The following is a 24456-nucleotide window of genomic DNA, read 5'->3' as shown; positions in this document are numbered from 1 at the left end:
CTTTCCCTCCTTTCTTGATGTAACTAGAAAAAGTGACGAAAACTAGGGATTCCCAGCTAGGAATAACCCCAAAAAATTAGTACACTAGTATGGTTGACAACTTAGATCTTCCTGGGAGGTTTCATGCGTAACCGTTATCTATCCATCGGTATCTTACTCATCGTCGTTTGTGCCGCCATCATCGCTTATTTTCAATGGTTCCCGCGAGGTGCCGGTACTCCCGCGAAAGCTACTACGCCTGTCGCGGTTTATCACGATCCGCAAGGGTTTTCCCAAGTATCTACCGTCGTCGACCAGAAGCTTGCTGTCTACAACGGAAAAGGGTGGGATCGCTTTTTCTGGGCCGGCGTGAACCTCGGATCTACGACTCCCGGCCATTTCCCCGGCGAGCTTTCCCCGACGCGGGAAGACTATCTGCGCTGGTTTGAGCAAATGGTCGAGATGAATAACCGCGTGATCCGGATTTATACGATCATGCCTCCCTACTTCTATGAGGCGTTGGCCGAATTCAATGCCCGCCAAACGAAGCCGCTCATGGTGCTTCATGGAATCTGGTCTCCTGAAGAGGAATTGATCGGAGCCGATTCCCTTGGAAGAGACGCCTACAACAAAGACATCACAGCCGCCTTCGAATCGGAAATCCACCGTGCTGTAGGTGCGATTCACGGAAAAATGACGATCGAGCCGAAACCGGGACATGCATCCGGGACCTATACCGCCGATATCTCCCCCTACGTCTTGGGTTGGGTGGTAGGTACGGAATGGTTCCCTTTGGCGGTGCAGGTAACGGACCAAGCCCATGCCAATATGCCCGCTTATCAAGGCACTTATTTCCGCGGAAATGCCTCTGCCACACCGTTTGAAAATTGGCTGGCCCGGATGCTGGACACCGTTGCCCAAGAGGAAATGAAATACGGCTGGCAGCGCCCGGTATCCTTTACGAACTGGCTCACGACCGACCCGCTGCACCACCCGAACGAGCCTCTCGAGCAAGAGGACCTCGTCTCAGTAGACCCGATGCATGTCGAACCGACAGATGCCTGGAAAGCCGGATATTTCGCGGCCTATCACGTCTATCCGTACTACCCTGATTTCCTGCGCTTTCAACCGGAATACCTGAACTACGTGGACAAGCACGGGAACAAGAATCCATACGCAGGGTATTTGCATGATCTGCGTGAGCATCACAAAGGAATTCCGCTGATCGTAGCCGAGTTTGGCTTGCCCAGCTCTCGCGGCATCGCGCACTTTGCGCCAAACGGATATAACCAAGGGATGCATACGGAGCAAGAGCAAGGGCGCATGCTCGTCGATCTTCTCCAAAGCATCCATGACGAAGAGCTGGACGGCGCCATGCTGTTTGAATGGCACGATGAATGGTTCAAGTTCACTTGGAACACCTACGATATGGAAACCAATCGGGCCATGTGGCGAAACCGCCTGACCAATGAAGAGCATTTTGGCGTGATCGCGGTAGAGCCTTCTCCATGGAAAGGCGAAGCGCTCATCGTCGACGGGGAAAAAGGGGATTGGGACCAGCAGGATCACGTTGCTGCATTAACCAAGAATGACTACAGCATCAAGGTCTCCCATGATGAATCGGACCTGCACCTGATCCTGGAGAAAAAAGCGGGAGATTGGGATCTGAAGAAGGACAACCTGTTGATCGGCTTCGATACGATTGCAGGCGGCGCCCAATCAACCGATGCCAACAAAGGCAGCAAGTTCCCAGCTGGCGCCGAGACGATGTTCCTCCTCCAAAACGGGGAAGCGGAAATACGGATCAACAGTGCATATGATCTGCTCACATGGACATACGGTGTCAACAATCGCCTGATTGATGTCGATCCCCGGTATGCAAACGATTCGGCTGGCTTCATGCTGTCATGGCGGCTTCCAACCGATCTGGGCTTCTATCTGCCGCAAACAAAAGAGAAAAAGCCGTTCCACGCTGTTGAAGTCGGAAAAATGATCAACGGCATCGCGGATCCGAAGCACCCGTCTTTCAACTCCCTGGCGGATTGGTATGCGAAAGGGAACGTCTTGGAGATTCGCATCCCGTGGATGCTGCTCGGCTTTACCGACCCTAGCAGCAAAAAAGTATGGAACTACCTGTACAAAGCAGGACGCTTCGAGGAAGTCTCCATCGATCACATCGGCGTCATGCCGATCCTCACTCCTCAGGAAGCGAACGCGCCTGTCCAATCGCTCACCTATCAATGGGATAACTGGACATCCCCGCATTATCACGAGCGAAAAAAGCTAGGCTTTACGGAGATTCAAAAAGTCTATAAAACCTACGAGGCGCCACTTCCGTAAGCACATATGACAAAAGCGGCCTTGCACCCGTCGATCATCCATCGGGTTGCAAGGCCGCTTTTTTCTAGCGTTTCCCTTCTTCGATTCGGTCCAAAATATGCCTTATCATCGGTACATAGCTCTGCCAATAAAAGCGTTCGTCTTCGCGGATCAAAGCCAAAACGTCATAATACGATTCCGGCGGGTCCATTTTGCCGAAATATTTCACCCCGATATCCGCGTAATCCCCGGAGAAATAATAGGTATGCTGGTCAGGGTCGCGCAGGACGGCAGGAAACTCATCCGGGATGCCGTTTTCGCGAAGCTTCGTCTTCCCTTTTTCCGATAAATCGAGCTTGTAGGTAGCATCGATCGCAAGCTTTTCATCGGGGATCATCACGTCGAACCAATACCCGTACTCGCTGTCTGCGGCAGTCGGGTACTGCCGTCTTCCCTCTTCCGTCAGCTCGAAGCGTACCTGCCCTTCGTAGTCGCCTGGCTGCAGCAGGATCACCTGGTCAGCCTCATCCACAAAGGCAATCCCTTCGCCTTCCATTGTCCATGGCTTCCCTGTCTGGGCTTCGTAATTTTTCTGCAGCCATACCGGGACTTCCTCGCTCTGCAAATCGGGGAAATGACGTCCGATCCACCCCGTCCACGCGAAGCCCATGCTCTTCTCGACACTGCGTCTGACGCTATTGGACGTCGGAGAGGCGATCGAGTTGAACTCCAGAATCAACGAAGTCCGCTCCCCCTTGGCGCCCATCAGCTGCTCCCATTCGTACGACGTCAAACCTCCGTAGAGCATCTCGGAACGCTCCCCTGTCTGCTTTTCCCCCAGATCCGCTCGATAAACACCATACGTATCCGTGATGTAGATGAGATCCGGCTGCCGGTTGAGCGACAGGTTTCGCTCCGCCACCCCTTCTACCGGATGGTTGCCGTAGTAGTCGGCTTCCGCCCGATACCATTCGCCATCGGGCTTCGCGATCTTGGCGTTCTCCAAGATCCAGAACAAGCCCAGATGTTCGCGGTAATCTTCCACGGGCACCGTTTTATCAATCACTGCGACATCAAGCTGTCTTTCTTCTTTCCATTGCCAGGATAGAAAGGGCCAGGCGATAATCAGTACCGCGACCAATAAGAGAAATCGAAATACAATTCGGTATACCATTACGAGCTACCCCCTTTCGCTGCAGGGCATCACAACCCTGCCGTATCTTTCGGAACAGTGGGGACATTGTTGCTGCCAGTCAAGCCTTTCCGCTCCATGGCTCCCCAGTTATGGTCCTTGCGGAAAAAGCGCAGGAAGGCATACGTTCTCCATACGGCATTGACTTGCCGATACCAAAAATTTTCGACGATGCTGAAGAGAAAAAGCTTGATGAAATGACTCACCTTCGTATATTTGCGGAAGCTGTATTCTTCCAAAAGCACTGCCGTCATGGACAAGAAGATCCCGAATACCAGTGTCGCGATCAAGAACAGCATCGCAAAATGGATGCTGACCAGCCCATACGCCAATCCGAAGCCGAACAGGATCAGGCCCAGCAGCTCAATGGGCGGTCCCAGCATCTCCACCAGAAAAAAATAGGGCATCGTAAACAGTCCCATCGTGCGGTATTGCGGATTGAAGATGATCTTCCGATGCTTATACATGCTTTCGATCAGGCCAAGCGCCCAGCGTGTCCGCTGCTTGCGCAGTACAGAAATGTTCTCGGGTGCTTCCGTCCAGCAGACAGGATCCGGCACGAACAGCACTTTCCCGCTGCTTTTGGTCTCATACATATGCTTCTGCAATCGGATGACAAGCTCCATATCCTCCCCGACAGTCCCGGTATCGTATCCGCCGATCTGGATCACATCCCGCTTGCGGAAAATCCCGAACGCCCCGGAAATGATCAACAGGCTGTTCAAGCTGCTCATGCCGATGCGCCCCATGAGGAATGAACGCAAATACTCAATCACCTGATGCAAAGCAAGGATGTTTTTCGGGATATTGACCTCTTCCACTCTGCCGTTTCTGATTTTGCAGCCGTTTGCGATCCGAATAATGCCGCCGCATGCGACGATTTCGTCGTGTCCCTCGACAAAGGGGCGCATCGCCTTGATCAGGGCGTCGCGTTCAAGCAAGGAATCTGCGTCGATCCCGCAAAAATACGGATAACTCGAGATATTGATGCCCGTGTTCAAAGCATCGGCCTTCCCGCCATTTTCTTTGTCCACGACGATCAGATTGGGGTACAGCGTCGAGCGGTACAGCCCTTTGATTTTCTTTGTGGGGATTTGGTAGCGGACGATCTGGGTCATTTCCACCAAATGAAAATGCTCCTGCAGCACTTCCAAGGTACGGTCCTTGCTGCCGTCGTTTACAACGATGATCTCGTATTCCGGATAATTCAGCTGCAGCAAGGATTCCAGGCTGTCCCGAAGCGTCAGTTCCTCGTTGTACGCCGGGACAAGGACCGATACCGGCGGCGTCAGATCGGAGGAGTTGATCTCCAGGTACTCGCCGTATCTGCTCCGCTTCATATAATCCCTAATCTTGCCAAACGAAAGGAGAAACAACGTCAAGTAAAAACAATTGATTAGCACCACATAAAACATGATAAATCCATTAAACAACGTAAAAATGGTTTGGAAGCTTTCCACCCGACGTTCCCCCTTTCGTTTACGCGCTCCATCTGCTTAAAATTTGTGCAGCCATATCTCTCGCATAGGAATCCTGATGATGAAGTCTCGCCTCGCGGAGTCGTTCCTTGCCAATGGTCCCAAAGCTGTGAAGCGTTTCTGCCGCGTGGTACCGTACCCACCACTCCGGGTCAGCCAGCGCATCTACAAGATGGGGAATCGCAATATGCATCGAGCAAGCGCGAACGATCCGAATCGTCTGCATGCGCTCGACCCAGTTCTGGCTCTGAAAGCCGGTGAGCACTTCGTCTTGCTTGGATGTGATCCCGATGTCCGCGATCGCTTTCATGGCTTTGACGCGATGCTCTCCGTCTGCAGACGTTAGATATTCTTCCAGCACCGGGAGCGCCTTGATTGCCTTGGCTTGGCCGAAAAGATCGAAGAACAGACCCTGCAGCAATGGCGGCACTTGCTCGAAATGCGCCATCATTTTTTCTACATCGCTGTCCGTGATATTGCGCAGCATGTCCACGATCCGAATCACGGCTTCCCGTTTCAGCTTTTCGTGATGATCGATCAAGTATTGGATCAGCACTTCATTTCGTCCCAATCGGGTCAAGGTCCTGGCCGCCGCCGTCCACACATCGTACTCCTCCGCATCGAGATGCTTGGCGACGATCGATGCAAACTCATCAAGCCTGAGGATCCCGACGTAGCGGATCGCCTCGGCTACCTTCCACCACCGCTTGTCCTGCAATGACGCGGCGAGTCGTTTGCCTAGTTCAATTTGCTCGCAAACGGCCCTGATTTGCTCCCACTCACTTTGATCCTTCGCGTTTGCAGCGATATCCACCAAGAGGCGCAGGACGATCCGACGCTGCCACGATTTGGCGTGACGAAACAGCCGCTGCTGCTGGTTGTCTTCCTGTGTCACAAAACGGCAGAGCTTCGGAAAGATGTGGTCCTCGTAAGACTTGTCCCGCGATTCGACATAGAGCAAAACGAGTTTCCGCACAAGGAGAAAGAGGAAGAGACCTGCCAGAAACAAGGAAAACAGCAAGGTCAGCATATAAATGATAAAAATGGTCGACATCCTATCTCTCCCCTCTCTTTCCCTTTAAGACCGCAAGTGAACGAGTCTGCGCATTTTCGCCTCCAGCACGGCAACGGAAAAAGGCTTCGTGATATAATCGTCCGCCCCTACCTGCAGCCCCCGCAAGATGTTGCTGGAGGTTCCTTGCTTGGATAAAAATAGAAAGGCCGTCTGCTTGGCGCTTAAGACCTGGCGTACGTTCAGGCAAAACGCAAAACCGTTCATCCCTGAACTGCTGGTCTCCGACAGGATGACATCCGGCCGGAATGCTGCTGCACGCTCCAACGCTTCCGCTCCATCCGAGCAGATTTCGACTTCCCATTCATCCGCGCTCAAATGGTTGTTGATAATCGTAGGTGCCGCCAGATCATCATCCACGATCAGCAGCTTGATGCGGCTGGATTGCCGCTTGGACGCTTCATGAAGGGGCGGAATCTGGAAAACCCGGGCATTGGGCGGAGCGGCCGCGAGCTGCTCCTCCAGTCTGACTAGCAATTCCTCCGCACTGGTGTAGCCGTGCTCGCTTTCCAGGACACCAATCTTGACGAACGGCAGGAAATGCTCCGCTTTCGCCGTGCTCGCCATCATCCCGAGCATTCGCTCCACCGCCATCAACGCACCCGCGCTCTTGGACATCGGCAGCATGATGACAAACGCATTGGCCTTCCAGCGCTTGATTTCATCATAGTTGCGGATCGTCCGCTGGCATAAACCGTACATATTCTCGTAGAAAGCCAAAACTTCTTTGCTGCCTAACGATTGGACCAGATGAGTAAATTGGTCCAGCATGATATACACCAAAGAAAAGTGTGTCTCAAATCGCACAAAACGGAGCCATTCCTTTTGCAGAAGCTTGATCATTTCTTCCCGCTCGACATCCCGGCTCACGGTAGCCACTTTCCGTTTTCGAGCCAGCAATTGCCGGATGGCTGCATCCAATTGATGCGGGGCGAATGGATCGGCCAGCACCAGATCCGCCTCGCTCACCGCCCGGTCATTCCACAAGCGCGCTTCCGTTCCCGGAACGATCCCGATGACGAGAACCTCCCGCCCCCACTCACTGGCCTTCAGCTCTCGAACAGCCTGCTCCCCATGGGCACCCGGCGCCAGGTTCACGATCAGGACAAACTCTCTTTCCGACAGGATCTCCCGGCTCACGCTGCTGTCCAGATCCTCAGCGGGAATCGTGGTTGCCGTGTAATGCGTCAGCTCTCCGAACACTGCTTCGACATCAAACCAACCCTCGTCCAATACGATCGCTTTCGTCCGTGTGGATACACTTGAGACGGAGGACTCGACCGTCGCCGCTACCTCCGGATTTGCCGTCACGACACCGCGCATGGCACGGAGCAACCCCTCCAAAAGCGAGCGAATGATCATGGCGTTCGCCACAACGACTGTGTATTCCGTATCGTCGGTAAGAAACTGCCTCAGCAGGAGAAGCGTGAACCCGTATACGTCTTTACGGCCGAACACGATACTCCAATCTCGCACTTGCTTCAGCAGATGATATAACGCTTCACGATTGCTTCGGTCCGACAGGAAAGCATCGTCTTGGAAGCGCTGAAGCACCGCCTCTACTTTTCCCCGTAAAATGGAAGATTCATCAGCATGAATCGGAGCTTTTCTTTTTCTCATACCGATTTCTCCTAAGCTCTTGATGTGTCATTTTCTTGGTTGTAAGCTTCTCACTCTATTATATATGGTGCTTTAGTCACATTACATATAGGACTTTAGGCTCATTAACTTTTCAAACCAATACTCTACCTTACATGTATCGGTGTACTTCACTAAATTTCACATAGAATGTAATTGGTAAAATAACATTGAAAATTATATCATGATCAGAGATAGTTGCGTAATAAATACAAAAAACCCCATACGAGTAGTTGATACCCGTTTGGGGTTTTGGTGAAACAATTTTATGAAAGTTCAAGATTTCAAGCCTTCATGTATTTCTTCATAGCTTTTTAAAGTCTTATCATGAATATCCGTAAGTGAATTTATCCCAAGTGTATAAAGTTTTAGCAACTTCTTTCGAATGGGCCGCTAATTTACAAATGTCCCATTAACTCGTTTAGACCTAGCAAAGTATATTATCCAAATGGTCATTAAAATAACCTGAAATAGGGTTGAAAGGAGATAATTTACACTTATTAAGTCAATTATTATTGAATACACTAATTCGGACAAAGCAAAGAAAATTGCAAAAAGTATATAGTATATTGCTATTTTTTTCATTTTTCTTTTTCGCTTAACCCAATTAATAATAATCGAAATAATAAATGAAATATTCACTAGATGTAGTATGGATTCATAAATCATCATTTCTCTCACATATAAGCTATGTTCAGATTTATATTTTAGTAACTCTCCAAATATCAAAAGTAAAGCAGTCGATTTTATATATCCAATAGAACTTAAAATAGAGAATAATAAGCTCAATCCAAATAAGATTAGCCATCCACCTATTAGATTATAGTCTCTTGTTTTGATTGAATCGTCTGATACATCCATGTGGTCACCATCCATAAAATTTGTCTCCCAAAAGAAAAGAATCCGTAGTCGAAGGGTGTTTAGTCAATTAAGGAAAATACATTCACACATAAATCGTTGCTACTTCATATCATAGTTTTCAACCTTATTAAAAGAAATGAAATGATTTTCTGAATACGTTAAGTAACCCTCATCACCTTCGTGTATTTTCTTAAATGTACTTTTATCCTTTGTTTCTACTTCAAATTCATAGCCAAACGCATCAATAAAAATGAAAATGTACGTCTTGAATCTCGGCGAAGAAATATCTAATTTAAATGATTCGATTCTCTTATTATTTAATTTACCCTCCACCAACCCTTGTGTGATTAATGATTAATTATATTTAAAAAAGACCGCCCGCAAAGGCAGTCTTCCCATCCTCTAACTATGTTCGCAAATCTTCCCTACTCCACCAAGCCGAGCGAAATATAATCATGGATACTAAGCACCCCATCCACAGGCAGCTGATTTGCCCGCTCATATGCCTTCAACGCCTGCTCGGTGAGATTGCCAAAACGCCCGTTGCATTCCCCATGGAAGTACCCGGCGCTCTTCAACCGGTATTGCACCAATTGCACATCGCCGCCGCTGTCGCCTTTCGCGAGCCGGCGTGGGGAAAGCTGGGGTTCGCCCAGCACATGCCCGCGAATCATTACTTTTGTGCCCACATCGACCAGCTCATAGATTTCTTCCACGTGCCGGTTTAGCATGCGGATACAGCCATGGCTGACATCTTTTCCGATGGAATGCGGTCGGTTCGTCCCGTGGATCCCGTAAGTTCCCCACGGGACATTCAGGCCGATCCATCTGGTCCCGAAGCCTCGTCCCCAGTTCTTGTATTTGTTAATCACATGCAATTCTCCTACAGGGGTCGGGGTTTGCGGCTTGCCTAGAGCGATCGGGTATTTCTTGTATGGTTTCTGGTTGATCAGGACGATCAATTCATTCCTTACCGGATCAACCAGAATCGCTACTTCTCCTTTGGGCTTGTTCACCGGATCGGGGGTTGCGTCCGCCGCAGCCATGGGTGCAGAAAGCCCAAGAAGGACGACGAGGAATAAAGATATCCGCCAGTGCATCTTGAATTCCCGCCTTACTGTACCTGGATGGGGAGCTTCTTGATGCCAAAGACGAAGGGACTTTGAATCGGGTCCCCATAATCCCCGTCTTTTTGCATGGAGCGGAATGTGTCGAGCAGGGTTTCAAAAGCGATCCGCCCTTCCAGCCGAGCCAGCGGTGCGCCGAGGCAAAAGTGAATGCCAAAGCCAAAGGAAAGATGCGGATTCGGCTTCCGATTGGGAATGAACGTCGATGGTTGCTCAAATTTCTGTTCGTCCCGGTTCGCGGAGGCGACCCAGCTGACTATCTGTGAGCCCGCTGCGATTTTTTGGCCTCCGATCTCGATATCGTTGACGGCGATGCGCCCGATGGCCTGGATCGGCGGATAAAAGCGCAGAACCTCCTCTACGGCTTCCGGCATCCACTCCCGGTGGGCACGCAGCACCTCTTGCCGTTGCGGATCCTCGATCAGCAGGCGCACGCCATTGGCGATCAGATTGGTCGTGGTTTCATTCCCTGCGACCAACAGCAAGATGCAAAAGCTGATGACATCATCCGCAGACAGCTTGTCCCCCTCAATCTCCGCATCCAGCAAAAGCGAGACCAGATCATTTTCCCGCTTTTGACTGCGCACTTTCAGGATGTCTGCAAAATAATGCGTCAGCTTGCCGACTACCTGCTCCCTTTCCGCGATCACCGCCGCATAAGCCTCATCCGAGTTATTGGCCGGTCCCTTCACCAGCACATCGGACCACTCTTTGAATAATTGGCGGTCTTCGGCAGGAACGCCCAACAGCTCGGCAATGACAATGACAGGCAAGGGAGTAGCCAGATCATGCACGATGTCGATCCTGCCGCTGTTTTTCGCCTCGGCCAGCAAGGATTCGGTAATCTCCTTGATGTGCGGAGCCAGATCATTGATCGCTTTCGGTGTAAAGGCTTTATTCACCAGATTGCGCATCTGTGTGTGCTTTGGCGGGTCCATGACCAACAGGTTTTCCACCCGATCACCGACTCCCATCATTCTGCGCGAGGAAAACAGGGTCGGATTTTTCAAGACATAGTGAACATCCTCATAACGGAACAAATCCCAACATTCCCGATCCGCATCGTAGCGTACCGGGCTCTTGCTGCGCAGCTCATCATAGATCGGAAAGGGCAGGAGCCGCTTTTCCCGCGTATCCATTTCCTTCATCGGGATAATATTGGCGTAGCGTTCTTTGGTCGTTTGCATCGTTGGTGACAACTCCTCGGAAAAGAAATCTTTCTTATCGTCTCCAACGATCTCGCTCATATCCCTCCAAATGCCATGCATGGCAAAAGTCATCCCGCTTATTCACGGGGCTCTTCCTTCAGCCGTTCCAATATCCGTCTTTTCCGGTACAGCATCATCCCTGCTTCCGCGACATCCTCCACGGTCGAGCGATTCAGCCAGGCGCCAAAGAGCATGCCCGCGACCGGAATGATTTGAAACAGCTTCTTCCAGCCAAAATTATCCCGATAGGTCACGACGACTTCGCGCCATCCTTGCAGCTGGGAGATCATCTGATTGCTCGAGGCTTGGTCCTGAAAGGCCGTCAGCTCGTCGAGAATCGCTTTCTTCCCGACAATATCCGAGGAGGAGAATTGCAGGCATTTCACGATAAATATCCGTTCTGCTTTGTCTCGCGGGTCATAGCCATAGCATAGGGCGATCTCCTGCAGCACCTTCAAAGACAACCCCAACAGCATCGGCACATCGATCGCCAGCGTGAAAATCCCGCCAATTCCCGTCGTCGCTCCTTGGAAGGTGGCGAAATTGACCCGGGAAGAGCGAATCTCCGTGGCGACCTCATCCATTTTCAGCAGCGGAAGCTCCTTGATCTGCGCCACCGTCATCTCTTGTCCTTCTTCGACTACCGTTCCCTGCGCCTGAAATCGTTGCAGGATCTCTTTGTCCGAGATCAAATACTGTCCGCCGCTTTGAATGTAGCTGCCCAATTCATTGATCGCCACGGCTAATTTTTCTTGGATAAAAGCAGGGGTCAGCTTATCCAGCAGGACAAAGGGCAAGCGTCCGAGCTTTTCCCAAAACCAGAGATCCTTTTGCTCCGCCTCCCACTTCTCCTGCTTTTTCAATTCCTGCAGGTAAAACGCTCTTGTTTCCGCGGCTGCCACCATTCCATCATCTCCTGTAACCATTTCCTGGTTATCTATACGATTGAGCAGCCGCTGCGTTTCAAAGGGTGATCACAAGCGGCTGTTGATGCCGAATACCTCCGCCTTTCGATGAATGGCTGAAGGCTGCGCATACTTGCCGGTCCAGATCAGGTAACCCATGCATACGTACGACAATCCCCAGAAAAAGGCAAACCATTCATCCAGGACAATCGAGACCATCATCAAGACTTGAAGGACAACGATCCATCGCGGAAATACCCTCGCACGAAACGTGACAATCGCAAACAGCAATGAGCCCAGCATGGTGCCATACATCCCGATCATCCGTGTAATGGTGATGAATAAACCTGTGTGCTCCGTCACCGTATCCCCCAAGGCGAATATGCTCCATACCAAGCAGGTGATGATGATATTGCCCACTGTGACCAACAGCGTCGCCATATATCCCAAGATTCCTGTCTCGCGAGACTGCACCATATACGTCCCGATCGTTCCCACGGACATCAGGACACAAGCGATAAAGCCAAATGTCAATTCCTGATCGCTGTCCGTCCCCCAAATCAGCGCGCTCGGCGTCATGCCCATCCGCGCGACTCCTGCCAACAGGCAGATCATCCCCAGCCCTCTTACTACCGTTTTCCATTCCATGTTTGAACCTCTCCTGTCGGTTGATTTCATTCTTGGCTGTATCGTACCAAGCATCGGTTCCCACGGAGTAGGGCATGGGGTTCCTGCTTTTCCAGGAATGGCATCCGGGATGATTCGGGAAATGAACCGTTTCCTTAGGAATCATCATGACAACCAATATTCAAATATTTACAAGCTTGCTATAATGAGTTACGCAATCACCCTGCAGCCAGAAAGGCGGTCTAGCGTATGGCAGGTCCGGAACCGGGGAAATCCCATTCTCCTCCTTTGTTTCGCCAATTCATTTATCGGAATCTTATTTTTTTCCAAGGCTTAGTCATTCTCTTCAGCATGTTGACGGTGGTCATTCTCATCAGCTGCATCCCGCTCTACTATCACACGATTACGGAACGATGCCTTGCAGAGCCTTGTTACATGGGGCCTTCCCCCCCTGTTTCGGAGGCCGAATTAGCCATTTATGGATTTACCCCGCAGTCGTTTGCCATGTTGTTCGTCATCATTGATTGCACGCTAATCTTTTTGTACTATCTCGCAGCGTTACTCATCCTGATCAAGTGCTTCCGGGAACCGCTGGGGCTTTTGGCGGCCCTCATGCTGGTCTCATTCGGTACCGTGTTCCCTTCCCTCTTTCCGCTCGGCTCTGAGGGACATCCCTTTTTGGAAACATGGACGAGTGTGGAGAGCGTGGTGGGCTGGACTACTTTTTTCTTATTCTTTTTCCTGTTCCCCAATGGTCGGCTGATCTCGAAAAAGTTGGCGAAGCTTACCTATCTGTCCTGCCTGCTTTATGTCGTTGTGCACATTGTTCCCTACGACAACAACAAAAATGAATGGCCGATCATCCTGCAACTGATCTTATTGGTCATTCCTTTGGCGCTGATGATCGTTACGCAAATTTATCGTTATCGAAAAATTTCAACACCAGAGGAGAAACAGCAGACCAAATGGGTTGTCTATGGAGTCACCATCGCCTTGGCGGGGTTGGTCGGGATCAGTGCGATCTATGAACCTCCATTTTCTCACGGGCCCTTATGGTACGTTTATATCAATGCCATCTTGCATGTCTTTATGCTGATGATCCCGCTCACATTGACCATGGCGATCCTGCGGCACCGACTCTGGGATATCGATCCGATCGTCAATCGCACACTGGTCTATCTCGGACTTTCCGCTGCGATTGTCGCCGTCTATACATTGACGGTATGGTATTTGAGCCGTCTGTTTCAGACAAAAGACAACTTTTTCATTTCACTCGTCGCCACCTCCTTTGTGGCAGTGATCTTTTCTCCCTTAAAAGAATGGCTGCAGCGCCAGGTCAACCGGGTCATGAAGGGAAGACACGACGATCCCTACGCCATCTTATCCGAGCTGGGAAACCAATTGGTCAAACCGATCGAGCCGGATGCCATGCTGTATGTGGTCGTACAGACGATCAAGGATGCTTTGCGTTTGCCATATGCTGGCATCTCCATTGAGATTAATGGTCGTGACAAGCTGGCGACGGTATCGGGCGAATCGGTCGAGGAAGCATTGTCCTTTCCGATCATTCATAAAGGGGAAACGCTTGGCACCTTGTATGTCAGTCCGCGTTCCCCCGGCGAAGCCTTCAGCGCCGAGGATTTGAAATTATTATCCATACTCCTTCAGCAGGCTGGACCGATTGTGCAGAACGTACATATGACGTTCGGGATGCGCCTGCTCGCTGATGATCTCCAGGAATCGAGGGAAAAATTGGTGCTCGCCCGCGAAGAAGAGCGACGGCAAATTCGCCACAATCTGCATGATGATCTGGCCCCCCGCTTGGCTGCGCTTGCATTGAATGCGGCGGCCGCCGAGAAGTATGTCAAACAGGATCCGGATCTGGCGGTGGGGATCCTTTCCGATTTTCGCAAGGTGATCCGCTCGACGGTCGATGAAATTCGCACCCTCGTCCATGATCTGCGGCCGCCTACCCTGGATGAGCTGGGGCTGATCGGTGCGGTCCGGGAACGCATCCGCGAGCTTACACAAGCGATCATCCCGGCTTCTCATGCGGACGACATCCAGCTGCTGCGCATCGAGCTGGTAGCGCCTGAGCGGCTGCCACCCTTGCCGGCAGCAGTCGAGGTAGCCGCTTTTCGGATTATTACGGAATCGCTCGTCAATGTGGTCAGGCATGCAAAAGCCTCCTATTGTCTGGTCAATCTGGAACTGGCCTCTTCCGACCTGCTTTGCATCACGGTTACCGACAACGGCAAAGGAATCATGCCCGTCCCGACCCCTTCCAAAAAAGGCGGGATCGGCCTGGTGTCCATCCGGGAGAGAGCTGCCGAACTCGGCGGCCAATGCTCCATTGAACGTATCGAGGGAGCCGGCACTCGTGTCACCGCCCTCTTGCCCTTTACCACTACACAAGCATTCGAAAAGGAGCGAACCCTATGAATATTGTTGTTGCTGATGATCACCCGCTTTTTCGCAGCGGCGTCCGCAATCTGCTGTGCACGACAGAGGATTTGCGCATCGTCGGGGAAGCCTCGACGGGAGAGGAAGCGATCGAGCTTGCTTCCCGCCTGCAGCCTGACCTCATTTTGATGGATATTCGCATGCCTGGACTGAATGGAATTGAAGCCACCCGGATGATCAAGGAAAAGCATCCGCATATTCAGATTGTCATATTGACGATGTTTAAAGACGATCAATCTGTATTTACCGCCATGCGCGTAGGTGCACGCGGCTATATATTGAAGGACGCCGATGAAGCCGAGCTGCTGCAATCCATCCGCATGGTTGGCAGCGGCGGCGCTGTCTTCGGCTCTGATATCGCCTCACGGATGATTCATTATTTCAAAGCTTCCACTCCATCCGAACCCATGCTCGATGATACCCTCTCGGAGCTGACGAAGCGCGAACGGGAGATTCTGGAGCTCATCGCGGAAGGCGATAGCAACGCCAGAATCGCGACCCGGCTCCATCTCAGCACGAAAACGGTCGCCAACTATGTGTCCACCATTTTAAACAAGCTGCAGGTGGTCGACCGCAATGAGGCCAAGCGCCTGGTGAAACAATCGCGGGATAGCGATCCGCTTGACTTTTCTTGACACGCACGACGACAAAGCCCCCATGGCTGCATGGGGGCTTTTACTTTCATCTATGATACCCAGCCAAAAAAGTGGCCAGGAAGTCTTCAAATTTTTGTGGGGAAATCGGCGGACTAAAATAATAGCCTTGCACGACATGGCAGCCATGCTCGCGCAAAAAGGAAAGCTGCTTGCTTTCTTCAACGCCTTCCGCAATGATATTGATCCCCAAGCTTTTGGCCATCGCCATGATTGCCAAAATAATCGCCTGGTTGGTCGGATTGTTTTCCGCTCCTTGAATGAACGTCTTGTCGATCTTCAAGGCTTGAATCGGAAATTGGCTCAAGTACGCTAGCGAAGAATAACCTGTGCCAAAATCATCGATCGAAATTTTGATCCCGAGCTGCTGCAGCTCTCGCAAGGTCTGAATCACCGAAGGGATATCATACATCGCGATGCCTTCGGTAATCTCCAGCTCCAGATACTGCGGCGGCAGCTTGCTTTCCTCCAGTACTTCCCGGATCGTATCCAAAAAATCCGGCTGCCTGAATTGCACGTAGGAGATATTGACTGATACAATCAACGGCGGCTTTCCTTCATCATGCCATTTTTTATTTTGCATGCACGCTTCGCGCAGTACGTGCTTGCCAATGGGCAGGATCAAACCCGTCTCCTCCGCCACAGGAATGAAATCAGCCGGTGAAACCATGGTGCCATCGGGCTTGATCCAACGAATCAAGGCTTCCATGCCCACGATCTGATTGGTATGGATATCGACCTTTGGCTGATAGTAGTTCACCAATTCCTTATGCTCCAGCGCCTTTCGCAGGGCATTTTCCAGCTGGAACTGCTGGAACCCGTCATCCTCCATCTCCCGGTTGAAAAATTGCACCCGCTCATTCCCTAATTCCTTGGCACGAAACATCGCTTTATCCGCATGTTTGGTCAGCGATTCGACGTCTTCCCCATCCTGCGGGAATACGGCTATCCCCATCGTGGGCGTCAGATGAAATTCCATCTCATCCACGATCAACGCCTGTTCAAATTGTTTCAGGACTTTTTCCGAAAAAGCAGAGATTTGGCTATGATCCGTAACCGTTGGCAGCAAAAAGGCAAATTCATCGCCGCCAAGACGTGCGATCAGTTCTCCTTCCGCCAGGCATGCCTGCAAGCGCTTCGAGAGCACTTTGATGACCCGGTCGCCAAAAATATGCCCGAAACGATCATTGATCATCGTGAATCGATCCAAATCGATAAAAAAGATGGCCAGCTCGGTTTGCTTCTCTTTCGCCTCGGCCAGTGCCTCCTCGAGACGCTTTTGAAACATCCGGGGGTTGGGGATCCCTGTCAGCTCATCATGGTACGCCATATGCTGAATGGTTTCTTCCGCTTTCTTGCGTTCCGTGATATCTGATGCGATCCAATAAATGCCGGTGATCTCCTTTTCCAGCATGATCGGAACATTCGAAACTTGCACATGGATATGCCGGCTTCCTTCTCCGATCAACACCGTTTCATAATGACGCACCTCTCCCTGGGATACAGCTGCCAAGTGATTTTCGACAATTTTCGCATCGTGGGCCGGCAAAAAGTCGATAATTGACTTTTTCAAGTTTTGTGACCATCCGGTTATTTTTTCATAGGCAAGATTCGCTTCGATGATCATTCCTGTACGATCCAGCTGCAGCACGATGTCCGGATTGTACGCGAATAACGAACGATATTGATTGAAGTTTCGTTTCGCTTGTTGATAGGCCTTCTTCCGTTCAACATACATCACGATCAGGGCTATTCCCAGGATTAGCAATGTACATGATATGAAAGCGATCGCCATCAAAGCTATTTCCGCACGATCCATTACACCCTCCAAACAGTCCATTCATTAAAAAAACCCTGCTTCGGACTGGAATGCCAAAAGCAGAGTTTCCCTTTCATACTCATGGCAACCCGGCTGCCATAGTTGAATCGCTTCAACCTTAGGCCCGCAGCTTTGTGTCCCCACCTTTCAATGGGTTTACCTTTTTCATTCTCTATTCGATTTGAGCAGGCATAAAGACCTGAGCGTATACGACTGAAAATCATCATATAAATGGATTTTATAAGAAAAGTAGGGAATTGACAATCTTTACTTGCAAACTTACTAGTTATTTTGAACTAGCAGGCCAAGTTAGGATTTCTTAGAAAAACGTTTCGTTAGTTCCTTTATCCCCCATTCTCCTTTGATTCTGTTCTCATTTTTCTCACCATTTCTCCGCAAAAAAAATTTATTCCGACAATATTTTTTGCGCCTTCCGACAACATTTTCCAAGTCTGATTGATTACACTTGTCTTACGTTTCATGAATTTTATAAATTTTCCATTTAAGAAAGGATGAGTCACTTGAGAGTAAGCAAGGTCATGGCTAGTCTTCTCTCTTCCGCTCTCTTGATGGGGGCAATTGTAGGCGCACCGCTTACGGGAGAAGCCAAGGCAAAATCCAAAAATGATCAAGATGCCAAGCATATTGATTGGGGGGTAGTGAACCAGGACCGCATCATCCAAGCCTTGATCGAACAAGGCGAACTGGACGAGGACGCCTCTCCCAAAACGATGGAAAAAGCGGTACAGAAGTATGTAACGCGCGGGACCAATCCGGGCAGTGACACAGAAGGTATCGATACGTCCAGCAAGTTCGGGAAAAAAGCGTACAAAGCGCGCAAAGGACTGCAGCAAAACACCGCCGCTCTGATTAACGGCGAAAAAGGCGCACGAAAAATGAAAACCATGTCCGCTAGTAAAACCTTTACGGACAACGCCGTACTCGCGTTGATCGAGTTTCCAGACCTGAAGCACAATGAGATCGAAAAACCGGAGAATGACGAATATCTCTGGACAGCCGATTTCAATGAAGAGCACTACGAAAAACTGTTGTTCGGCAAGGATGAGTACAAAACGCCAGAAGGCAAAAAACTGCTGACCCTGAACCAATTCTACAAGCAGCAATCCGCTGGCAGCTGGGCTGTAGATGGAACGGTTACCCCTTGGATTGAAGCTGAGCATGATGCCGCATACTACGGCAGACATGAAGGCGGCGCAAATGACGCCAATCCGGACAAGCTCGTCGAAGAAACACTGGAAACGATCGGTGATCAAATCGAAGGCAATGAAGAAAAATATGACCAACGCGACCCATACGATCTCGATATGGACGGCAATATCATGGAGCCGGACGGCTTGTTGGACAACCTCTTCGTTGCTCACGCAGGTGTTGGTGAAGATTCCGGCGGCGGCCCTCTCGGGGATGATGCGATCTGGGCACACCGCAGCACGTTGAAAGAACCAACCCGTATCCCGGGCACCAGCCTGAAAGCGTATGACTACATCATTCAAGGCGAAGAAGGCGCTGCTGGCGTGTTTGCCCACGAGTACGGCCACAACCTCGGCTTGCCGGATGAATACGATACGCTCTATTCCGGCGGTGGTTCACCTGTAGAAGTATGGTCCATCATGTCCGGCGGCAGCTGGGCAGGAAAAATCCCTGGAACCGAGCCTACTGGATTCAGCCCATGGGCGAAGCTCTTCTTCCAAGAAACCTATGGCGGCACTTGGCCGATCCCGGAAGAAATCGACATCGATAAATTGAAAGATGGAAGAAAGTACAACTATCCTTTGAAAGAGGCAGTAGCGAATACCAGCCGCAACAAGCTGCTGAAGATCAATCTCCCTGAAGTGCAGGTTGCACCGCCAACCCAACCGATTGAGGAGCATTCCTACTTCTCTACGAAGGGCAACAGCCTCAATACCAAATTGATTTCCGAGGAAATTGATTTGACAACTGCAAGCAGCGCGTCCCTCAGCTTCGAATCGTGGCGCGAAATCGAAACAGACTACGACTATCTTTATGTCAACGTCTATGCAAACGGCAGCAGCGAGCCTGTGACCGTAGAAACCTTCACCGATACGACGGAAGGCGAATGGAAACACAGCGATATCGATTTGAGCCAATTCGCTGGTCAAAAAATCGTAGTGGAATTCAATTACAAAACAGACGTAGGCTTGGCAATGAACGCCTTCTACGTAGACAACATCGAAGTGCGTGCAGACGGTAATGTGGTCTTCTTTGACAATGCGGAAGAAGAGCCAAAATTCGAGCTGAAAGGCTTTGAATTGTTCGATGGTTCCAAGATCCCTTACCCGCAATACTACCTGGTCGAATGGCGCACTCACAACGGTGTGGACCAAGCATTGGCTCACTACCGTCGCAACAACAGCCTCCTCTCCTACGATCCAGGTATGCTCGTCTGGTTCTATGATGCTCAATGGGGCGAAGACAACTGGACAGGTCTGCATCCAGGCCACGGCTTCCTTGGCGTAGTGGACGCTCACCAACGCGGCCATTTCTGGGATGACGGAGCGGTAGCAAGCACGCGTTATCAATTGGTGGACGCTGCCTTCAACCTGAAAAAGAACGAAACCTCCGATCTGGAAGTCATCTATCCTGACTTCGCAATGAAGTACGAGGGATTGCCAGGCATTGACACCTTCTCCGACGAAGAAGATTATTCCGCGAAGGATTACCTGCCGGACAGCGGAAAAATCCTGCCTCAATACGGCCTCAAAATCGAGGTAGAAAAAGTAAGCAGCCGCGGCAACGAAGCAGTCATCTCGGTTTCCCGCGACTAATCACGGAAAGCCAAAACTGCACACGAAAAGAAGACCAGATTTTCGCCATCTGGTCTTCTTTTTTATGCTTTCACGTTTTGTACCCCGAGCTTCTCTTTCCTGCCAGCTGGGCTCCAATTCACGAGGAAGATTCCGATAAAAATAAGCACTCCCCCTCCATAGACATACCAGTCGACCCTCTCACCCAGCATCAGCCAGCCTGTTAACACGCCAAAGAACGGGGCCAAAAACAAAAACGCGCTCGTTTTTCCCGGATCTCCTTGGTTCAGCAAATAAAACCACGAGGCGAACTGTACGATGGAGGCCATCACAGCCAGCCACAACACGATACACACCGAGGCAGGATTGAGGATTATTCGGGGAGTCTCCAGCATAACGCTCATTCCGAGCAAAAGCAGCCCGCCAACCAGCATCTGGAAAGCTGTCATCACCCATACCGAGTACCCTTTGCCCCACCTTTTCACCAATAAGGTCGCAATGGCCCAGCTGACAGCCGATGCGAACCCAAACGCCGTACCTGCCTTCCACTGCATGTGATACCCAAGCGTGATCGCCACCCCGAGAAATCCGGCCAAGACACCGAGCCATTGGGTGAGCTTATACCGCATTCTGAGGAATATCGTACCCAGGATCACGACCAAAAGTGGATTGACAAAGGTCAGGATCGAGGTCTCGCCCGCAGATATCGTGCGCAGGCTGAGAAATATGCACCCCATGACACCTGCCGTTTGAAAAAGACCGACGAGCCCGATTCTTCCCCACTCCTGCCTCGAAGCCGGCAGCGGCTCTTTCTTCATCCAGACCCAGGCGGTCATGAGAATCCCGGCAATCGTAAAACGCAAGCCAACCAATAAAAGCGGTGAAAAATAGGAGAGTCCCATTTTTCCAATGGCAAACGAAGAGCCCATCAGCGAGGTAGTCAATACCACAAGCAAGCCAAATAGCAACGGCTTCATAAATTCCTCCTTTATCCTGCGAAAGATTCAAGTCATCCCTGATTCCCCCTCAGTATAAGCGAGAAATATTTCGTTTGCGGCCGAAGCATGAATACCCTCGTTCGTCGGCACACGCAAAGCAGCTGCTTGCCATGCGCCAGACTTCTCCATCTGGTCTTCCGTTGGCTGGGCCCCTTCAAAATCTGGAATAGAGTCACTCACAATATGGGAATATAAGCCACAGATACCTGTAATGAGGTGAAAAAATGGGTCCGAAATGGGAAAAATTAAATCATTTTTTTTATGATCTTTCTCACGATTACTTGCTCCTTACCATCGGAGGCGTCTTGTTTTTTGCCATCCAGGCCTATATTGGATACAAAACATATAAGCACTATGACCGTAAACTGACTAGGATTGAGAATAAACTGACGGATTTGCTTTCCAAAATGAAATAAACGGACCTTCATGAAGCTCCGAGGCGAACCGGTTATTTATGCCATTATTTCAGATAAAACACCTCACGCATCGGCTTGATCGGCTGCGCTTCCCCAAAATCAAAAGATCCTTCTACCATCTTTGAGGTGATCGCATTCCAGCGATTGCACGCTTCACTCTTGTCAATATAGGCACAAGCTGCCTCTACATCGTCACATTCAAAGCAGTAGAAAAATTGCGTACCGTTTTGGAAGATCGAGTAATTGCGAATACCCGCCCTCCTATGCTCCTCCAACACATCGGCCCACGGCTCCAGATGCATTTGTACATACTCCTCCAGGCATTCCGGTTTAATCGTCCAGGTCCAGGCGAATTTATTGCTTTTTTCCATGACTATTCCTCCAGTTTTGTTTAAGAGTTTGTGCCTACATTGTGGTGGGGGAAGGGAAGAGAGGGCGTGCTGCGTTCTTGCCACACCCGCAAGGAAGTGGAGACTGGCCGGTTCCGCTTCCAAAAACGGTACGTCACGCAAAAGGTTCGAGGAAGCGTATTCATACGTAGAGGTTGCGCGACAAGCGTGTCCCGTTTTTGGAAGCTCCACCTTGGTCGGTGTGACAAAGACTCCGCCCGTCCCTCTCTTCCCTTCTTCACGTGGCAGTTGCTTCAGTCGGGCAAAAAAAAACAGCAGGGCGTGGAATGAAGCGGAGTTTCGAAACATGCTCTCCCCACCGCAGCCCCTCCACACAAAAGACCCTCCGACCATTTTCATATGATCGAAGGAGCCTTCAGCCGTTTCTAGTAAACCGTCTTCCATTCCCCGATATTGCTTGGGTCAAATTTGAACGGATCGCCCAGCATGATCTGGGTGCCGTCTCCATCCTGAATCACTTCTTTTTCGCCTAGTCTGCCAGCAGTGAATTTGTCGCCGACTTTTCCGGTGATCGTCCCTTTGACGAGAGCATCTGCTGCGTAGCCAGCCAAATAGCCGACATCGACCGGGTTCCACAGGTACATCCACGGGGATACGCCGCTTTCGATATATTCAGCCATCTCGCTTGGCAGACCAAGCCCAGTGAGCTGTACTTTTCCTTTCAAGCCCTTGTCTGTCAGTACCTTGCCAGCTGCCGCAATCCCGACAGTGGTGGGCGCGATAATCCCCTTCAGATTGGGGTACGATTTGAGCAAAGCTTCCGTCTCGGATACGCTCTTGTCGCGCAAATCGTCGCCATAAGCTACCTTCACCAGCTTAACATCCTTATACTTCGGATCTTCCAGCTCTTTTTTCATCCACTCGATCCATGTGTTCTGGTTGGTCGCTTGCGAGGTGGCGCTCAACACTGCAATCTCCCCGCTTCCTCCAATCATTTCGGTGATCGCCTGTACCTGCACCCGGCCGATTCGCTCGGGATCTGCCTGGTTCACGTGGACCATCCGGCTTTGCGCGTTCACTGCGGAATCCAGCGAAAGCACCTTGATGCCTGCATCCATCGCCTTTTTCAACGCGGGTTGGAGGGCATCCGGATCATTGCCGACGATCGCGATCGCATCGACCTTTTGCGAGATCAGCTCTTCAATCATTTGGATTTGCGCTTCGGCAGTCGGCTGGTCTGGCGCTTTCAGGATCGCTTCACCGCCCAGCTCCTCGATCGCGATTTTAAAGCCCTCCATCTGTTTTTCTCCATACGGATTGCCTGTGTTTTTAAAAATGATAGCGAATCGTTTCTTGCCGCCGCTTTGGGCATTGCCTGCGTTGCCTGTATTGTCTGACGATGAAGTGGGAGCCTGCATGCTGCAGCCGACCAGCATGGTAAAGACCAGAAAAAGAGAGAAACATGACATGAACCATTTTCTCATTGAGTTGACCTCCCCCTACTATTTTTCATCTATACCAAACAGTCCAAGACTGTCGAGTATCTACAAGGCGCGTTTGACCGGTGCGTCGGCAGGCTTCGCTTTTCGCCAGCCGCTCCCCCGGATTTTCAGCTTGGGCACCATGACCGCTCCGATGAGCAGCAGGCCGATGATGATGAGCAGCGCCTGTGCCGGGATATTGATCAGCCCCAAGCCATACCGCAAATACCCGATCAAAAAGACAGCGATCACGGCCCCGATCATCCTGCCTTTTCCTCCAGCCGTACTGATTCCGCCCAAGACCACCATCGCGATCACATCCAGCTCATAGCCAGTCGCGACATTCGGGCGTGTGCTCCCCATCCGCGAGGTAAGAAAGAGTGCCGTTACCGCCGCCATCAACCCTGCCAGAGTAAAGACGATGATCTTGATCCGGTCCACCTGCACACCCGAAAAGCGGCTGGCTGTAGGGTTATTGCCAATGGCGTAAATGCGTCGGCCAAAAGTCGTCTTGTGCAGCAGCAGCGCAAAGGCAATCGCACAGACCACAAACGCGATCAGGATGAACGGAATGCCGAACACATAGCCCCAACCCAGAAACTTGAACCATTCGGGAAATTGGCCGACCGCCTGATCCTCCAGCATCATATAGGCGATGCCGCGATAAATGATCATTGTCGCCAACGTCACGATCACCGCAGACAATTCCTTGAACCGGACGATCAGCCAACCATTGATGAACCCGCATAAGGCACCGACTGCCAGACAGATGAGGATGGCCACCTCCATCGGTACGCCCATGGCATACAGATCGGCCATGACGACAGCCGATAAGGCAACCGTAGAAGCAACGGAGATATCGATATCGGCCAAGATGATGATCAAGACCATGGGGAGCACAATAAAGGCCTTGTCGAGAAACGTCATCGTGGCGTCACGAAGATTATCGTAGTTCAAGTAATAAGGGGACAAATAGCTATTGATAGCGGTTACAAGAAGGAAGATCAGGATCAGCATCCATTCCCATTGCAGGAAAAAACCTTTCCAGGAGAAGCCTTTTTCGTTGTCTCGCCTAAGCAGATCCATA

At 50.8% G+C, this 24456-nt stretch carries 18 protein-coding genes and 1 riboswitch; of the genes, 4 read left to right on the top strand and 14 right to left on the bottom strand.

Going from position 1 to position 24456, the window contains the following annotated elements; genetic code table 11:
• Positions 1–123 precede the first annotated feature (123 nt).
• Positions 124–2319 (top strand): hypothetical protein, encoded by a 2196-nt coding sequence (locus EIZ37_RS00940; protein WP_134682670.1) that lies wholly within the window; start codon positions 124–126, stop codon positions 2317–2319.
• Between the two features lie 64 nt (positions 2320–2383).
• On the opposite strand, the gene EIZ37_RS00935 is transcribed toward EIZ37_RS00940, so the two are convergent.
• The 9 genes from EIZ37_RS00935 to EIZ37_RS00895 all read right to left on the bottom strand — a co-directional run bounded on the left by EIZ37_RS00935 (position 2384) and on the right by EIZ37_RS00895 (position 12427).
• Positions 2384–3472, bottom strand: coding sequence for a hypothetical protein (locus EIZ37_RS00935; protein WP_134682669.1), 1089 nt, complete (start codon positions 3470–3472; stop codon positions 2384–2386).
• A gap of 29 nt (positions 3473–3501) precedes the next feature.
• On the bottom strand, positions 3502–4950 hold the full coding sequence (locus EIZ37_RS00930) for a glycosyltransferase family 2 protein (RefSeq protein ID WP_235827849.1): 1449 nt from the start codon (positions 4948–4950) through the stop codon (positions 3502–3504).
• 19 nt (positions 4951–4969) lie between these two features.
• On the bottom strand, positions 4970–6022 hold the full coding sequence (locus EIZ37_RS00925) for a HEAT repeat domain-containing protein (RefSeq protein WP_134682668.1): 1053 nt from the start codon (positions 6020–6022) through the stop codon (positions 4970–4972).
• Positions 6023–6046: 24 nt separating this feature from the next.
• Positions 6047–7660, bottom strand: a complete 1614-nt coding sequence (locus EIZ37_RS00920; RefSeq protein WP_134682667.1) for a response regulator — start codon at positions 7658–7660, stop codon at positions 6047–6049.
• 411 nt (positions 7661–8071) lie between these two features.
• The gene (locus EIZ37_RS00915; RefSeq protein ID WP_134682666.1) at positions 8072–8554 is read right to left on the bottom strand and encodes a DUF2569 family protein; all 483 of its coding nucleotides are present in this window, start codon (positions 8552–8554) and stop codon (positions 8072–8074) included.
• 410 nt (positions 8555–8964) lie between these two features.
• On the bottom strand, positions 8965–9639 hold the full coding sequence (locus EIZ37_RS00910; protein WP_134682665.1) for a L,D-transpeptidase family protein: 675 nt from the start codon (positions 9637–9639) through the stop codon (positions 8965–8967).
• 14 nt (positions 9640–9653) lie between these two features.
• A complete protein-coding gene (locus EIZ37_RS00905) occupies positions 9654–10853 on the bottom strand; it encodes a cytochrome P450 (protein WP_134682883.1) in 1200 nt (399 codons plus the stop codon).
• A 98-nt stretch (positions 10854–10951) separates the two neighbouring features.
• The gene (locus EIZ37_RS00900; RefSeq protein ID WP_235827848.1) at positions 10952–11779 is read right to left on the bottom strand and encodes an EcsC family protein; all 828 of its coding nucleotides are present in this window, start codon (positions 11777–11779) and stop codon (positions 10952–10954) included.
• Between the two features lie 69 nt (positions 11780–11848).
• Complete coding sequence (locus tag EIZ37_RS00895) at positions 11849–12427, bottom strand: hypothetical protein (RefSeq protein WP_134682663.1); 579 nt, start codon at positions 12425–12427, stop codon at positions 11849–11851.
• Between the two features lie 228 nt (positions 12428–12655).
• Between EIZ37_RS00895 and EIZ37_RS00890 the strand changes: the two genes are divergently transcribed.
• Positions 12656–14848: a GAF domain-containing sensor histidine kinase gene (locus tag EIZ37_RS00890; protein ID WP_134682662.1), complete on the top strand. Its 2193-nt coding sequence runs from the start codon at positions 12656–12658 to the stop codon at positions 14846–14848.
• Positions 14845–15504: a response regulator gene (locus EIZ37_RS00885; RefSeq protein ID WP_134682661.1), complete on the top strand. Its 660-nt coding sequence runs from the start codon at positions 14845–14847 to the stop codon at positions 15502–15504. Before EIZ37_RS00890 ends, EIZ37_RS00885 begins: the two co-directional genes overlap by 4 nt.
• A gap of 46 nt (positions 15505–15550) precedes the next feature.
• On the opposite strand, the gene EIZ37_RS00880 is transcribed toward EIZ37_RS00885, so the two are convergent.
• Entirely contained in the window at positions 15551–17341 is a 1791-nt protein-coding gene (locus EIZ37_RS00880; protein ID WP_167568572.1) for a putative bifunctional diguanylate cyclase/phosphodiesterase, read from the bottom strand.
• Between the two features lie 80 nt (positions 17342–17421).
• Positions 17422–17512, bottom strand: a riboswitch (cyclic di-GMP riboswitch).
• Positions 17513–17862: 350 nt separating this feature from the next.
• Here EIZ37_RS00880 and EIZ37_RS00875 point away from each other — a divergent pair.
• Positions 17863–20145 carry an immune inhibitor A domain-containing protein gene (locus tag EIZ37_RS00875; RefSeq protein WP_235827847.1) on the top strand — a complete coding sequence of 761 codons (2283 nt, stop codon included), beginning with the start codon at positions 17863–17865 and terminating at the stop codon, positions 20143–20145.
• A gap of 62 nt (positions 20146–20207) precedes the next feature.
• Here EIZ37_RS00875 and EIZ37_RS00870 read toward each other — a convergent pair whose 3' ends face one another.
• The 4 genes from EIZ37_RS00870 to EIZ37_RS00855 all read right to left on the bottom strand — a co-directional run bounded on the left by EIZ37_RS00870 (position 20208) and on the right by EIZ37_RS00855 (position 24455).
• Positions 20208–21101, bottom strand: coding sequence for a DMT family transporter (locus tag EIZ37_RS00870; protein WP_134682658.1), 894 nt, complete (start codon positions 21099–21101; stop codon positions 20208–20210).
• Positions 21102–21582: 481 nt separating this feature from the next.
• The gene (locus EIZ37_RS00865) at positions 21583–21909 is read right to left on the bottom strand and encodes an L-rhamnose mutarotase (RefSeq protein WP_134682657.1); all 327 of its coding nucleotides are present in this window, start codon (positions 21907–21909) and stop codon (positions 21583–21585) included.
• Between the two features lie 404 nt (positions 21910–22313).
• Positions 22314–23372: a rhamnose ABC transporter substrate-binding protein gene (gene rhaS / locus EIZ37_RS00860; protein ID WP_134682656.1), complete on the bottom strand. Its 1059-nt coding sequence runs from the start codon at positions 23370–23372 to the stop codon at positions 22314–22316.
• Between the two features lie 60 nt (positions 23373–23432).
• Entirely contained in the window at positions 23433–24455 is a 1023-nt protein-coding gene (locus EIZ37_RS00855) for an ABC transporter permease (RefSeq protein WP_134682655.1), read from the bottom strand.
• Position 24456 lies beyond the last annotated feature (1 nt).

This window comes from Brevibacillus migulae (genome assembly GCF_004521915.1).
Taxonomy (GTDB): Bacteria; Bacillota; Bacilli; order Brevibacillales; family Brevibacillaceae; genus Brevibacillus_F; species Brevibacillus_F migulae.
This window is presented reverse-complemented; position numbering and strand designations above follow the sequence as displayed.